The 13,548-nt window shown below is 35.3% G+C and carries 17 protein-coding genes and 1 pseudogene; 10 read left to right on the top strand and 8 right to left on the bottom strand.

Features of this window, described 5'->3' with window-relative positions:
• The first annotated feature begins 35 nt into the window (after positions 1-35).
• The 10 genes from rimM (at position 36) to FFM71_RS06875 (ending at position 6,396) form a co-directional block, all read left to right on the top strand.
• The gene (gene rimM / locus FFM71_RS06915; protein ID WP_137611450.1) at positions 36-551 is read left to right on the top strand and encodes a ribosome maturation factor RimM; all 516 of its coding nucleotides are present in this window, start codon (positions 36-38) and stop codon (positions 549-551) included.
• Positions 551-1,279 (top strand): tRNA (guanosine(37)-N1)-methyltransferase TrmD, encoded by a 729-nt coding sequence (trmD, locus tag FFM71_RS06910; protein WP_137611449.1) that lies wholly within the window; start codon positions 551-553, stop codon positions 1,277-1,279. The genes rimM and trmD overlap by 1 nt, the downstream gene beginning before the upstream one ends.
• A 114-nt stretch (positions 1,280-1,393) precedes the next feature.
• Positions 1,394-1,747 (top strand): 50S ribosomal protein L19, encoded by a 354-nt coding sequence (rplS, locus tag FFM71_RS06905; protein WP_137611448.1) that lies wholly within the window; start codon positions 1,394-1,396, stop codon positions 1,745-1,747.
• Between the two features lie 163 nt (positions 1,748-1,910).
• The gene (locus tag FFM71_RS13415) at positions 1,911-2,087 is read left to right on the top strand and encodes a hypothetical protein (RefSeq protein ID WP_171000500.1); all 177 of its coding nucleotides are present in this window, start codon (positions 1,911-1,913) and stop codon (positions 2,085-2,087) included.
• Positions 2,077-2,430 (top strand): IS66 family insertion sequence element accessory protein TnpB, encoded by a 354-nt coding sequence (tnpB, locus tag FFM71_RS06900; RefSeq protein WP_137611447.1) that lies wholly within the window; start codon positions 2,077-2,079, stop codon positions 2,428-2,430. The genes FFM71_RS13415 and tnpB overlap by 11 nt, the downstream gene beginning before the upstream one ends.
• Positions 2,431-2,486: 56 nt before the next feature.
• On the top strand, positions 2,487-2,906 hold the full coding sequence (locus tag FFM71_RS06895; protein WP_137611446.1) for an IS66 family transposase: 420 nt from the start codon (positions 2,487-2,489) through the stop codon (positions 2,904-2,906).
• Between the two features lie 3 nt (positions 2,907-2,909).
• The gene (gene tnpC / locus FFM71_RS06890) at positions 2,910-4,013 is read left to right on the top strand and encodes an IS66 family transposase (RefSeq protein ID WP_137611445.1); all 1,104 of its coding nucleotides are present in this window, start codon (positions 2,910-2,912) and stop codon (positions 4,011-4,013) included.
• A 289-nt stretch (positions 4,014-4,302) separates the two neighbouring features.
• Positions 4,303-5,169 carry an ABC transporter ATP-binding protein gene (locus tag FFM71_RS06885; protein ID WP_137611444.1) on the top strand — a complete coding sequence of 289 codons (867 nt, stop codon included), beginning with the start codon at positions 4,303-4,305 and terminating at the stop codon, positions 5,167-5,169.
• Complete coding sequence (locus tag FFM71_RS06880) at positions 5,166-5,903, top strand: ABC transporter permease (protein WP_137611443.1); 738 nt, start codon at positions 5,166-5,168, stop codon at positions 5,901-5,903. Before FFM71_RS06885 ends, FFM71_RS06880 begins: the two co-directional genes overlap by 4 nt.
• The gene (locus tag FFM71_RS06875) at positions 5,893-6,396 is read left to right on the top strand and encodes a YcaO-like family protein (RefSeq protein WP_137611442.1); all 504 of its coding nucleotides are present in this window, start codon (positions 5,893-5,895) and stop codon (positions 6,394-6,396) included. The genes FFM71_RS06880 and FFM71_RS06875 overlap by 11 nt, the downstream gene beginning before the upstream one ends.
• 135 nt (positions 6,397-6,531) lie before the next feature.
• On the opposite strand, the gene FFM71_RS06870 is transcribed toward FFM71_RS06875, so the two are convergent.
• The 8 genes and pseudogenes from FFM71_RS06870 to FFM71_RS13615 all read right to left on the bottom strand — a co-directional run.
• The gene (locus FFM71_RS06870) at positions 6,532-7,212 is read right to left on the bottom strand and encodes an ABC transporter ATP-binding protein (protein ID WP_137611441.1); all 681 of its coding nucleotides are present in this window, start codon (positions 7,210-7,212) and stop codon (positions 6,532-6,534) included.
• A gap of 4 nt (positions 7,213-7,216) precedes the next feature.
• A complete protein-coding gene (locus FFM71_RS06865) occupies positions 7,217-8,278 on the bottom strand; it encodes an FtsX-like permease family protein (RefSeq protein WP_137611440.1) in 1,062 nt (353 codons plus the stop codon).
• 1 nt (position 8,279) lies between these two features.
• Positions 8,280-8,804, bottom strand: a complete 525-nt coding sequence (locus FFM71_RS06860; protein WP_137611439.1) for a TetR/AcrR family transcriptional regulator — start codon at positions 8,802-8,804, stop codon at positions 8,280-8,282.
• 129 nt (positions 8,805-8,933) lie between these two features.
• Positions 8,934-10,736 (bottom strand): oleate hydratase, encoded by a 1,803-nt coding sequence (locus tag FFM71_RS06855; RefSeq protein ID WP_137611438.1) that lies wholly within the window; start codon positions 10,734-10,736, stop codon positions 8,934-8,936.
• Positions 10,737-10,869: 133 nt separating this feature from the next.
• The gene (locus FFM71_RS06850) at positions 10,870-11,424 is read right to left on the bottom strand and encodes a TetR/AcrR family transcriptional regulator (protein WP_137611437.1); all 555 of its coding nucleotides are present in this window, start codon (positions 11,422-11,424) and stop codon (positions 10,870-10,872) included.
• A 138-nt stretch (positions 11,425-11,562) separates the two neighbouring features.
• Complete coding sequence (locus tag FFM71_RS06845) at positions 11,563-11,994, bottom strand: pyridoxamine 5'-phosphate oxidase (protein ID WP_137611436.1); 432 nt, start codon at positions 11,992-11,994, stop codon at positions 11,563-11,565.
• Positions 11,995-12,064: 70 nt separating this feature from the next.
• Positions 12,065-13,144: a PucR family transcriptional regulator gene (locus tag FFM71_RS06840; protein ID WP_137611435.1), complete on the bottom strand. Its 1,080-nt coding sequence runs from the start codon at positions 13,142-13,144 to the stop codon at positions 12,065-12,067.
• 253 nt (positions 13,145-13,397) lie between these two features.
• Positions 13,398-13,548: pseudogene (locus FFM71_RS13615) on the bottom strand (IS630 family transposase); the annotation flags it as partial.

The following is a 13,548-nucleotide window of genomic DNA, read 5'->3' as shown; positions in this document are numbered from 1 at the left end:
GTTGTCGTGGTCCTATTTTTATTCACGGAGGAAAAATGACGGAAAAATTATATCGAGTTGGTACAATCGTCAATACTCATGGTATTAAAGGCGAAGTAAGAGTAATTTCAATTACTGATTTCCCAGAGGATCGCTTCAAGGCTGGTGCAAAAGTTTATTTGAAGAATAAAGATCAAGTGACTGAATTCACTGTTGAATCATCACGTCCACATAAGAACTTTATCTTATTGAAGTTCAAGGGCTACGACAATATCAATGACGTTGAAAAATATGTTAAATCAGAGTTATTTGCTGATGGTGAAGAAGTCTCTGGCCTCAACGAAGGTGAATTTCTTTATAAGCAAATTATCGGTTTGACTGTGATTGATAAAGACTTAGGTGAAGTCGGCAAGGTTACTGAAATTATTGAATTGGGTTCAAATGATGTTTGGGTCGTTAAGGGACCTAAGTACAAAGAAATCTTGTTGCCTTATATTGACGATGTTGTCAAAGATGTAGATATTGATAGCGGTGTTGTTAATGTTGAAATACCGGATGGGTTGATGGATTAATGGATATTACAATTTTAAGTATTTTTCCAAGAATGTTTCAGGCTTTAGACGAATCATTGATTGGTAAAGCTCAAGAGAAGGACCTCGTTAAGATTGATGTCGTTGATTTTCGTGACTTCACGACTAACAAACAAAATCATGTTGACGATGGCACATATGGTGGTGGAGCAGGTATGTTATTGCAAGCTCAACCAATTTATGATGCGATGGATTATGTTGAAAAGAAAAAGCCGGGTAAAAAACGAGTTATCTTGTTGGATCCAGCCGGAAAAACTTTTAACACAAAAATGGCCAAGGACTTTGCTAAAGAAGATCAATTAGTCTTTATCTGTGGACATTATGAAGGCTTCGACGAACGGGTAAAGGATTTAGTTACTGATGAAGTTTCGATTGGTGATTATATTTTGACTGGCGGGGAATTACCAACTATGAGTATGATTGACGCTACTTTACGCTTTGTACCAGGAGTTTTGGGAAATTCAGAATCTACTGAAGTGGAATCTTTCTCTAATAACTTGTTAGAGTACCCTCAATACTCACGTCCAGCCGATTTCCGCGGTAAAAAGGTACCAGATGTGTTAATCAGTGGGGATCACGAAAAAATCCGTGTTTGGCGTCTTAAGCAGGCTTTGAAGAAAACACTCGAACGTCGTCCTGATTTATTGGAGAAGGCCGAGTTGACTGATGAGGAACAAAAGTACTTACGTGAAATTCGTCGAAATAACTAGTTTACAATTATGTTTAAATAAAGTATGATATTAAGAGTGTTTGAACGCACATATTAACGATATTCCGCTGTGTATCAATGGATATGTATGAGTGTCGGCTAGGAGAAATTATTTATGAATAAATTAATTCAAGATATTACTGCAGAACAATTACGTTCTGATGTACCTGACTTCCGTAGTGGAGATACTGTTCGTGTCCACGCTAAGGTTGTTGAAGGTAGCCGTGAACGTATTCAATTATTCGAAGGTGTCGTAATCAAGAGACATGGTGCTGGTATCAGCGCTACTTATACCGTTCGAAAGATGAGTAATGGTGTTGGTGTTGAAAGAACATTCCCATTAAACACACCTCGTGTAGAAGAAATCGAAGTTATCAGACATGGTCGTGTACGTCGTAGCAAGCTTTACTACCTACGTGCTCGTACAGGTAAGGCTGCTCGTATTAAAGAACGTCGTCGTGACATCTAATTTAGTGCAAATAGCTTAAAAAATCCGATATCTCAATTGAGAGATAATGGATTTTTTTGTTTTTGCTGCCTCCAGGGTAAACGCCGGATAACTTGGTACCTACAAAAGCATGACCTCTTTCAGTAAACTTGAGTATATCAAGTAATTGGAGGAGGTCATTTTTTTGGAAGACATAGTTCAAATTAAAATGAATGAAATCGACGGTAATACAATTGATAAACCAACAATGCCCGTCGCAGCAACGCTGCGTTACGGTGATGTGATTTTAGAAATCCATAATGGCATTGATAAATATGTGCTGTACATTCTTATGAAGGAGCTTCAGGAACATGTTGATTGATTATACCAAGGTCAGTCATATATATATTGTTTGTGGTAAGACTGATTTACGTCGTGGCATCGATGGTCTGGCAGGAATAATTCAAAGTCAGTATCAGCTTGATGTTTACGAGGATGCACTTTTTCTTTTCTGTGGAGGACGGTCTGATAGATTTAAGATGTTATATTGGGATGGCGACGGGTTCCTGCTACTTTATAAACGTTTAGAGAATGGCAAGTTACATTGGCCTCGTCATCGTGAAGAAGTTAAGTTACTTTCACAGCAACAGCTTCGCTGGCTGTTCGAAGGTCTAAAAATAGACCAAAAATCATCAGTCCATGAAGCTGTCACGGGATCACTATAATAAGTGTCGTCAACGACAGGCAAATATGATACACTACTTTCATTATTTAAGAGAAAGTGGTGATCTTTGTGGCTGATGTAATTAAAATCTTGGAAAAGCAATTGAATGAATCTAACAAGCGTAATGAACAACTTCAGCAACAAGTCGCCTACTTGACTGAACTTATCCGTGAAATGAATCGTGAGATGTTCGGTAAATCTAAAGAAGACATTCAAGTTGATGGGCAACAATCGTTGTTCGAGGACACTGCACCGCAGGTGCCTGTCCAAGATGAAGCAACCACTGAAGTGAGTAGTTACAAACGAAAATCCAAAGGGACTAAAGCAGATAAATTAGCCAATTTTCCAGTAGAAATTGTCGAACGTGAACTCACCGATAGTGAGCGTGAATGTAATAATTGTGGAACCCATATGATTGATATGGGTAGTGTTGAAGCGCGAAGCGAGTTAATTCTCATTCCAGCAACAATCGAGTGAAGAATTTACAAGCAACATAGTTATGTTTGTAAAAAATGTGAGCGACAAGGGATCACATCAATAAAAAAAGCCCCTGTTCCCAAACCATTAATATCAAACAGTTTAGGTTCGAGTTCAATCGTAACTGAAACCATTATTCAAAAGTTTCAACAGAAAGTTCCGGCCTATAGGCAGGAAAAATATTGGAAGTCTTTAGGACTTGATATTAACCGAGATAATATCTGCAATTGGCAAATAACCAGCAGTAAACAAGTTCTTCAATTAATATATGATGTATTACATGAAGAAATCGTTAAACAGGATATTATTCACGCTGATGAAACCAGCTATCAGGTCATTAAGAGTGACAAAGCCAAAACTTATTACTGGTTGTTTTGTTCAGGAAAGATGGAAAAACGACAAGTCGTTTTGTACCATCACGCTGAATCACGAGGACATGAAGTTCCATTGAAATTCTTAGACGGTTTCACGGGATATCTGAATTGCGATGGTTGGGGAGCATATCCTCTTCTACCAAACGTGACACTGGTTGCTTGCGCAGCACATATTCGACGTAAGTTTTATGAGGCTATCCATAGCAAAAAGGAATCCAGTAAATCTAGTCCAGCATACATCGGTTACTCATATTGGCAAAAGATGTTTCAATTGGAAAAGAAATGGTGCGACCTCGCTCCAGAGGAGCGGTTGGCTCACCGAGAAAAAGAATTGAAACCGGTAATGGATGAGTTCTGGGAATGGCTAGATAATTTGGATGCGATGCCAAAATCAAAACTAGGTCTAGCCGCGAATTATGCGGCAAAACAACGTTCAGGAATCATGGAAGTTTTAAAAGATGGACGTTTAGAATTTTCGAACAACAAAGCTGAACGAATGATTAAAGAATTAGTTATGGGACGTAAAAATTGGCTTTTTTCAACAAGTTTGAAAGGAGCCCATTCTAATGGCGTGATTCTAAGTATCATGAAAACAGCAGAACTACAGGGCTTAGATACTAGAAAATATCTTAATTATTTGTTCACTGAAATCCCCAACTTGGCGATCGTAGATCACCAAACGTTGATGGATTGCATGTCGTGGTCACCCACGGTCCAATTAAATTGCAAATAAAAAGGCAACCAACCGGAAATATCAACGGTGGTTGTCTATTTGTCGTTCCATTTATCAGTACTTCATAATCCGGCGCTTACTTTCAATGTGTTAAATTATTGAACTCGTTTTTTTATTGTAAAAGAAATGTAAATGCTTGATATTATTCATTCACTTTTTACTATATTGTGATATTCTTTTTGTGAAAAAATAATATCGCAGCATTATATTGTTTCTTCAGATAAATGTTATAGGAGGAAACTGGATTTTTTGTTTTTTTATATTCTTTTAAAAATTGGAGAGGATAAAAATGAACGACATTATTAAATGTGTAAATATCTCCGTTTATTTTAATACGGGTATTTTAAGAAAGCAGACAAATTACGTATTAAAAAAGATAAACTTGAATATTCAAAGGGGGAATATATTCGGAATTATCGGCCCATCAGGAGCTGGAAAGACGACGTTGCTTAATGTTTTGACCAATCAGATATCTTACGAGGGAAATGTTTACATTGATGGAAATGACACCGTTAATAAAGGGGCTGATTTATTTAAAGAGCTAAGCTTATGCTCTGTTAATAGTGGACTATACGAGGAATTGACTGTAATGGATAATCTCTTGTTGTACGCAAATACATTTGGAAAAGGTAAAAAGGAAGTTTCTGAGTTATTACTAACAACAAATCTACATGAATGTGAGCAAAAAACATTTTCAAAATTATCTACGGGAATGAGACAGAGAGTTTCTTTAATTAGATGTTTTTTAAATGATGCGCCTGTACTTTTATTAGATGAACCTACAAGTAATGTAGATCCATATACCGGTTCAATAATTAGAGATTTTATTGTAAAAATAAAAGAAAAAGGAAAAACAATTATTTTAACAACGCATAATATGTTTGAAGCAGAACAATTATGTGATCAATTAGTCTTATTGAATGAAGGAGTCATACTTGAGCAGGGCAGTCCTAACCTAATAAAAGAAAAATATTTCCAACAGCCATTACTTATAACTTGCACAATGGAAAATGGTTCACTTATTGACCTTGAATATCCAAAGGAAAAAGTCCAATTATCTAATTTAATAAAAGATCAGATAGTTTTAAGTATTCACTCTAATGAGCCTACCTTAGAATCAATATTTGTTAACTTAGCAGGAAGGAAAATGTCATGATAAAGGATAATAGTCTTAAAAGTTTGACAAAAATAAAATTTAAACTATTGATTAAAAACTTTTCGGCAATTAGTGGGTCATTAATTGCAGTTCTTTTTAGTATTTTATTTCGTTACACGTTGTCTGATTCAATGTTTAATGGTCAGCGAGGACAATTTATTCTAATGATGACCGTATTATTTAATGCTGTGATGTCATCAATAATGATGATAAGCATTCCTATGGCAGAGGAAAAGGAGAAGAAAAGTTTAAAACTTTTAGTTTCATCTGCTATTACTCCGTCTGAATATTTGATTGCGACATTGACGCCATCGTTTATTGTGATAATGGGAACCAATTTAGTTTTACCATTATTGAGTGATGTAAGAATGGAAGCATATTTTTATTTTCAATATATTATTATAACTTTCATGATGACTGTAATAAGCATGATTATTGGTTTATTGATAGGTATTTTATGCAAAAAGGTATCAGATACGTCATATTTTGTAACACCAGTAATCTTGCCTTTAATCCTAATTCCTCAATTGGGAACACTTAGCGAAATATTTAAAAATATTTCTGATTTTATTTACACGGGTGTTTTATTAAAAATGTTAATGAAAGTAGTAATTAATCAATCAATTAATTTTTCCGTTAGATCAGTTTTCGTTATTATCATAGAGTTAATCGTGTTAGTTAATTTATTCTCTTACCTATACAATAAAAAAGGATTAAAAATAAATGAATACTAAATTTGGGAATACACATTCATCACGTTTTGGTGTTTTTATTAATCATGGACTAAAGTTACCTGAAATCGGAGATCCACAGTTTTATATTTATGGTGGTAATTTAGGGGATTTGTCCCAAATAGATTCGCAAGAAAAGCATAATTGGGGGGATCCGATGAAACTAGGTGGAGCAGGTGGTGATGCGATTGACGAAAACAAGGCAAAAAACAAGGCATTTGTAGAAACAATGGAGAGATATTGTAATGCCTTTTGGGATACTAGACAGTTGATAACTGGATCATATGAAGAATTGTCAAAAGAATACAGTATTGTAGATATTTTATTATTACCAATATGTTCTAAAGGTGAGTATGAGAGAAATGGTTTATCTAAAATGAATTCACATATTAGAATGTCCTGGATTAAAGTAATTGATATTTTTGAAAAAAAAGAGATATTGCTTCCATTAACGTACGTTTACCCTGGAGGCAGCAAAAACAAAAAAAATCCGTAAACTCATTATTGAGATTACGGATTTTTTGTCGTGTTTAAAAGAATAACTAAGGGTTGAAAGCATAGATAAGTATGCCGTTTCTAAATCTGCGCGTATTCAATTACTTGCAGAACGGCTAGAACCGAAGTGTGTCCTTTATTGTGCCATCTGAAGTGACATTTGACCGTCCATGATTTTGTAAACTTTGTCCGCAAAATCAGTCAGTCTTAAGTCGTGAGTTACGATAATCACCGCAGTATTTTGTGCTCGTGCCAAATCTTGTAAAATCTTACCAACTTCAACTACTCTTTCGCTGTCCAAGGCAGCAGTTGGCTCATCGGCTAGAAGAATATCAGGTTTGGTGTAAAGTGCTCGTGCAATGGCAACACGTTGATTCTGTCCACCAGATAGCTCACCGGGATATTTATTTCTTAAATCATTGATACCAAGTTTATCCAGCAATCGTTCTAATGAAAGATTCGTCAGATTATTCTCTTTTTTAACCTTACGTACGAGCTTGAATTGTTCATTAACAGTGAGGTAGGGTACCAGACTGTACGATTGCAAAACAAAACCAATTGAGTTTAAACGCATAGCGTCTCTTTGCTTGCTGGACATTGACTTTACGGGTTGTCCTTCTAGTTGGACTGTGCCATCAGTCGGAGTCTGTAAGCCACCGGCAATAGTTAGAAAGGTACTTTTACCAGAACCAGAAGGTCCAATAACGAGGTTAACTTCACCCTTTTTGGCAGTGAAGTTAATATTCTTGAGAACATGGACACGACTAGTGCCAGTTCCAAAATATTTATTGATATTAGTTAATTGTAAAGTTGTCATCTGATTAGCCTCCGATTACACTGACAGGATCAACATTTAAGATTATTTTGATAGGAATAAGTGAACCTAGTAGTCCTGTTAGGACTAGGCCGAGCCCGACAGCCGAAAGGACGGGAATATTGAAACTCATCGGTACAGCGGCTGGCATTACGAATGCAGTAATAGCTGTGAAGATTGTTGCAATTATCAGGCCACTAACAACCAGAATTACTGATTGTGACAAGGTAGCACTGACGAGGGTTCTTGAAGGGATTCCTTGGGCCCGTAAGACAGCGTAATTTTGAATTTTTTGAATAGTTAAAATGTATAAGAAAACTGCAATGACGATTAACGAGATAATCATTAAGAAACCAATCATGAAGGTAAAAGTGGAATTTTGTGCTGAATAGCCAGGTAATTTCGAAATAAAATTGGCAATTGAATAAGTTTTTACCTGATTATCTTTCAATTTAAAATTGGCATTTTTTGAGACGATAGCACTCGCCCTAAATGGACCATTTAAGCTCTTGATAGCTAGCCAGTTGTCAATATTTCCATAAATTACAGGAGCAATATTCAGTTTGGCGTTTTTGACAAAACCAACAATAGTGTAAGCAGTTGAAGCTGAGTTAAATTTTATTTTGTCACCTAATTTGTAGCCGTCGTTTTGAAATTTTTCATCAACAACAACTTCATTTGATTTTTTGAAATTGTGACCAGCCGTCAATTTAAGATTCTTTGCAATAAATTGATTTTCTTTCAAACCAAGATATTGAGCTGATTCTTTAGTTAGACCATTTTTCTTAGCCACAACAGCTGCTTGACCTAAATAGGCCTCATTTTTTGTGATTTTTGATTTCTTTACAGCATCACTCGTAATTAAGGATTGAGTCAAACTAGTGTTGGCATCCTTATCAAGAACAATACTCTTGACGTTCCAGGAATTGATGGCGTCAGTATTCTGATTGGCTAACCCCATTGAGAGACTGGTTAGAATAAAAATTAGGTAGCCGATTAAGACAATCATTCCGATAATTAAACCGTAGCGAAATTTTTCTTTTTTTATTTCCTTTAATGACAAAAACATATTAATCATCCTCTTTTGCTAGCCTGTGTAAAACATTGGCCAGTTTTTGCAATATTAATTCCTTTGAACTTGGGTCAAGCATTAGTTGCTTGATGGCATCATGTATCAACACTTGTGTTGCCCAATAAAATTCATTTTCAATTATCAGATGATTACTGACAGGAGTCGAAAAATGAGCTTCATTAAAAAGTAAATGCATCTTTACAAGTTCAAAGTAGCGACTATTTGTACTTTTCTCAGTGAATTCTCGTACCTGATCCACATAGTCGTCAGGTTGAAATTTTTTGTGATAGTCAGTCGTGATTGTTTGGTGAATATCTTGTAAAGCAAAGTGATAGAGGTAATTGTAAGCATCTGTTAAATTATCAAAATACTTATAAAAAGCTCCACGAGCAATGCCTGATTCCTTAACAATTCTGGAAACTTGAGCTGTCGATAAAGTGTGGTGTGAAAATTCATTTAGTAGTGCATCAGTTATTAACTTTTTCTTAGAGTTATTTAAATCTTCAAAAGTCGTAGAAACCATAATTTTCTCCTATGTGACACTGTGTCACTTTTTTTGATGTGACCATAGTATATCTATTTAGTGACACCGTGTCAACAAATAGATAAAAAAAACGTTATATTTCCAACTTGGAAATATAACGTTTTCTTATTAACCTTTGCTATGTGGAGCCTTAGGGTGCAAGACAGATTCTTTCAAAGGAATAGTCTTATCGCGGCCTAAGTACATTTGATAGTATGGTGGAATGTTATTAACGTAATCTAACAACATCTTTTGAATAGCAGGCAATGCCTCAGGTGTAACTGCTGGAAGATCACTGGCTGTGATTTCGCCCTTGATACCATTGAATCTCTTAACACGTTCCAGTAGATAACGAATGTCGTAACGTGAAGGGTTAACTTCGATGACATCTTTATCAATGTTCAATAGTTCATAGACGCTTTCCAAACCAGTTCTAACTGAAGTCTCAACTGTGAAGACAACATCATCATCAATTTCAACGAATTGTCCTAAGAAGGCGAGGTTAGTACAGCCATTAGGAACAACTTTTGGACGATCTCCGAGTTCACGTGGCATAAATTGACTAGTTACATAAGGCATCATGGCTGTTGACATGTATGTGTGCTTCAAAACTTCGTCCTTAATGTCAAGCATTCCTAAGTGATAAAGTAATTCAGTCATGATTTCGTCACCGGTACAGTCCCACATACGTTTCTTAATGTAGTTACCGACGTTCTCACCGTAAAGTCCATAACCCCAACCAACTTCTTCGTCATTAGCTTGATATGGGAAGAATGGCTTGTGATGAATTTCAAATGACATATCCCAATTTGAATCTCTGAAAGTCATTAGACCACCAGTACCGGCCTTACTACCTGATAACTCTTCGATACGTCTGAAGAATTCTGGATAATCTTTAACAGTAGGGAAGAATGAGATCCACTTAGTTTTATCAATTTGTCCCAAGAATTTATCAGGGTGACCAAATTTGTCATCTTTCTTAGCTAGGTTCTTCCAAATTGTGAAAGTTCCCATGTGTTCAGTATCAGTGTTAGTTACGGCAACAGTATCGTTGTCACCAAAGGTACTGTTTTCACTAATTGAACCACTTGTAACAAAGACTAAATCTTTGCTGCTGACAGGCTTTGAAATATCTTTGCCATCTTGATGAGCTAGAATTGCTTGGACTGTGTCGTTCTTTTCGTCAAGAGTTAAATCATAGACGGTAAAGTTGTTAACAAAGTGAACTCCGTGGTCGATCAGCCATCTCTCGATAGGAAGAATAATTGCGTCATATTCGTTATATTTAGTGTGAATGAATCCTTCGAGATATTCGTGACGATTGATGAATGTAAATCTTTGCCAATAACGACGGCATTCGATAGCACTGTGATAGTGTTTGAAAGCTAATTGACTATGGAAGCAAACCCAGAAGTTAGTTTTGAAAAAGTCTTCATCGAAAAATTCGTCAATACGTTTGTTAGCTAATTCTTTTTCTGATGAACCAACAACTTTAGCCATTGCTGTAACATATTTTTGAGGAAGTTTGTAATTGTGATATTGTCCGTCAATTTCACCTTGGTTAACGATAACTCTAGCTTCACTGTGGATTGGATCGTCACGGTTAAAATCAACGACATCGTCAAGAACAGTCCGGCCTTCATTTTCTAGTGATGGAATCTTGCTACAAAGATACCAGAGACATTCCATATATGGCTCAAGTTCACGTTCAGCTCGACAAAGGTAACCCTCATTACCTTTAGTACCATCCATAGAACCACCCATAACAGGTTTCTTTTCATAGATAGTAATATTATCGCCAGGCATTTTAGCATCATCAATTAAAAATGCTGCGGTTGCCAAACCAGCAATACCACCACCGACAATATTGGCCTTACGACCATCAACACCGGCTGCTTTATGAGGATGATACATTGTTTTATAAATATTCATTGTAACTGCCTTCTTTCATTGTTGACTCTTACTTACAAGACCAACAATAAAATAAATTTAGTAATGAGACAATTTACAAAAAAAAAGAAATGTAAAATTAATTTACACTTCTTTTTTTTTGTAAAGTTGAAATCTACTCGGCATATTTTTTTAGAGCTTTCTTGAAATCTCCCTGAACAAGGACACCGGTTTGATCGACAATTTCTTGAGGATCATCTTTCATACCGTCCATGATCCATTCCAAAATCAAGGCAATAAAGGCCAGGCTATAAAAGTGGGCAATGAAATTTTTGTGCTTTTGATCTACCGACATGCCTTCAGCCTGTTTTTCGACGACTTTAATAATATAGCCATAAATAACTTTATAAATATATCGTTCCATTAAGTCACGATATTCTGATTTGTAAACATTTTTTGTTATGTTTCCACTGTCACGAAGAGCAATCATAATTTCGTAGAAGCCTTGCTGCCAGTTGTCATAATCGGAAAAACTGTCCAAAATATTTACGGCATTTTGACGAGCAGAGAATTCCACTAATTCATAAATATCGGAAAAATGATTATAGAATGTTTGACGGGTCAATTGGCATTCGGTAACGATGTCTTTAACAGTTATTTTGTCGATTGGTTTGTTTTGTAAAATTATATTTAAGGCGTCAATCAAAATTGACTCAGTAGTATTTTGCATAAATGATTCCTCAGATTTTTATAATGAAATAGTAAATTGGCTTTAAGTGTTAAATATTTCCCGGCTCTTCCGACTAGTTAATCATTATTAATTGAATGTAAAAATAACAAGAATAATAAAACGAAGACTCATGATTATTTAAAATTTCAATGTTATCTTTTCACGTCCAAGACCAGGATCTACATAAACATCACCGAGTTTTAATTCAAAAACTTCTAACTTAGGTCCAATCATATCCCAAACTTTTTGATAATTTGGGACTGAATCCAAGTATTTTGGTAACAGATCTTCCATCGTCTTGTTAGAGTGCTTGATAGTGGCGTTTTGTGAACGAATGTAAGGATTTCCAATCATATCACTGTTGGGGATGCTGGTGAAGGCGATACTTTGGGCCTGATCATATTCTAGTGTGCCGACGGCACCTTTAACAGACGAAAAGAAGAGCGTATCGGGTTGATTTTCAAACCAGACGAAGTTAACAATTTTTACGTTAGCTCGGTTATCAATTGACAAACTTAATGCCATCTTATTAGTTGTTCTAGTGACATCTTTTAAAAGAGAAATATTCATATTTTAACGCTCCTTTGCATGTTGTTTTAAGTGCCTCAAGCATAACATAATCAAACTTATATTCTTGCAATTAGTATTCTAAATAATTGAAAATTCGATAGCTGAGACGTAGTCCAAAAATTTTATCAGGATTCTCGTAATCAATTGAAATGAGATCGTTGATTCTGCTTAAACGTTTGGACAGACTGTTACGGTGGAGGTGCATTTTATCTGCCGTATAGGTTAACTTACAATCGGATTCGAGATACTCAAAAAGGGTTTCAAATAGTTCAGAATGGTGTTCTTTGTCGTAATGTTGTAAGAAAAGTAGTTGCGAACACATGGTGTTTTTCAAGAGTTCAATATTGCTCATTTGATTCAAAATAATATAAATATTATATTTCAGTGTATGATTAACAACCCTGATTTCATTGAATTTATCGGCTATTTTTGCAGCTTGTTTACAAATTTTTAGAAACTCTTGAGTCTGACTGATTTCACGGTATGATTCGGAGACAAAGAAGTAATGTTGATATTTTTTACCAATTTCTGTTAGCTGCTTGGTTAATGCATCAAGCTTTGATTCAGCAACCACAAAGACAAGATTTTGTTCAGAATCTTCTGTCAAAGGCATGGGAGCAACAATTGTTTGTAATTCTTTCATGAAGTTGGCTTGGTTGTTATTGAGTTTTTTTGACATGGCAATGACACAAACAATTTTAGTTGGAAAGAATTTATTAAAAGCCAAAGTGTCAATTGAGTTTACTTGGTCTAACATCTTAGCGAATAAACTGTTCAGTTCACTTTGGTCAGGATTGACGGAATAACGGTCGTTAAAATTGTTAATGATCTTGATCGATAATTGTAATTGCTCATTGGATAACGGAAAACCCTTAGATTGAGTGACAAATAAATACCAGTTGTTTAAAGAAAATGTATTGATCGTATTACGAATATATTCCGTTTGACCAAGTAGAAATGACTTTTTCAAATTACCCTCAGTTAGCCATCCAGCATCGATTGAGGGAACTTGTTGCAAATTTGAACTAATTAAATTATTTTTCTCATCAATAATCAACACGGTTTGTTCAAGATAATTACCAATCAGTTTCGTCAACTGATCGATGGTTGTACATTTTATTGATTTCAGTAGTAAGTCTTCTTTTAACATAATTCCTCCGGTGTGCAGTTTGACCACTGAGATATCTAGAACTGTGTGCAATTAGACAGTCGTAGTAGAAGATGGTTGCTATTATATTTACATACGTAATAAAGATTAATTACTGAAGGTTGAAAGGCGAAAAAGTGATATGAACATTGCTGTGACAATTTATTTACCAATTTAGTTAAATAGCAAAAAATTACAATTGAACTTTCCTATTATTAAAAAACTAGTGGAGCGTAGCTCTCATGTTTATATTTAATCAACCTTCAAGTTTTGGATAAAGTGAATGTAATTTTATACGTGCATCTGCAGTTGTGAATTGCCAATCTATTGATAAATTTTTATCATTACGTTCACTACACCATGCTGCTACTTCTTGTTTTAATTGTTCCATTTCTGGAATTCGCCTG

Source organism: Companilactobacillus huachuanensis (assembly GCF_005404815.1).
GTDB classification, from domain to species: domain Bacteria; phylum Bacillota; class Bacilli; order Lactobacillales; family Lactobacillaceae; genus Companilactobacillus; species Companilactobacillus huachuanensis.
The sequence above is the reverse complement of the archived record's forward strand: the minus strand, read 5'-3'. Positions and strand labels throughout refer to the sequence as shown.

What these genes read in the sequence shown, in the direction of transcription:
- FFM71_RS06870 (WP_137611441.1), bottom strand. Translation starts at nt 7,212, where the DNA reads ATGACAACTTTACAATTAACTAATATCAATAAATATTTTGGAACTGGC.
- FFM71_RS06850 (WP_137611437.1), bottom strand. Translation starts at nt 11,424, where the DNA reads ATGCAAAATACTACTGAGTCAATTTTGATTGACGCCTTAAATATAATT.
- rplS (WP_137611448.1), top strand. Translation starts at nt 1,394, where the DNA reads ATGAATAAATTAATTCAAGATATTACTGCAGAACAATTACGTTCTGAT.
- trmD (WP_137611449.1), top strand. Translation starts at nt 551, where the DNA reads ATGGATATTACAATTTTAAGTATTTTTCCAAGAATGTTTCAGGCTTTA.
- rimM (WP_137611450.1), top strand. Translation starts at nt 36, where the DNA reads ATGACGGAAAAATTATATCGAGTTGGTACAATCGTCAATACTCATGGT.
- FFM71_RS06855 (WP_137611438.1), bottom strand. Translation starts at nt 10,736, where the DNA reads ATGAATATTTATAAAACAATGTATCATCCTCATAAAGCAGCCGGTGTT.
- FFM71_RS06880 (WP_137611443.1), top strand. Translation starts at nt 5,166, where the DNA reads ATGATAAAGGATAATAGTCTTAAAAGTTTGACAAAAATAAAATTTAAA.
- FFM71_RS06885 (WP_137611444.1), top strand. Translation starts at nt 4,303, where the DNA reads ATGAACGACATTATTAAATGTGTAAATATCTCCGTTTATTTTAATACG.
- FFM71_RS06845 (WP_137611436.1), bottom strand. Translation starts at nt 11,994, where the DNA reads ATGAATATTTCTCTTTTAAAAGATGTCACTAGAACAACTAATAAGATG.
- FFM71_RS06860 (WP_137611439.1), bottom strand. Translation starts at nt 8,804, where the DNA reads ATGGTTTCTACGACTTTTGAAGATTTAAATAACTCTAAGAAAAAGTTA.
- FFM71_RS06840 (WP_137611435.1), bottom strand. Translation starts at nt 13,144, where the DNA reads ATGTTAAAAGAAGACTTACTACTGAAATCAATAAAATGTACAACCATC.
- tnpB (WP_137611447.1), top strand. Translation starts at nt 2,077, where the DNA reads ATGTTGATTGATTATACCAAGGTCAGTCATATATATATTGTTTGTGGT.
- FFM71_RS06865 (WP_137611440.1), bottom strand. Translation starts at nt 8,278, where the DNA reads ATGTTTTTGTCATTAAAGGAAATAAAAAAAGAAAAATTTCGCTACGGT.
- FFM71_RS06875 (WP_137611442.1), top strand. Translation starts at nt 5,893, where the DNA reads ATGAATACTAAATTTGGGAATACACATTCATCACGTTTTGGTGTTTTT.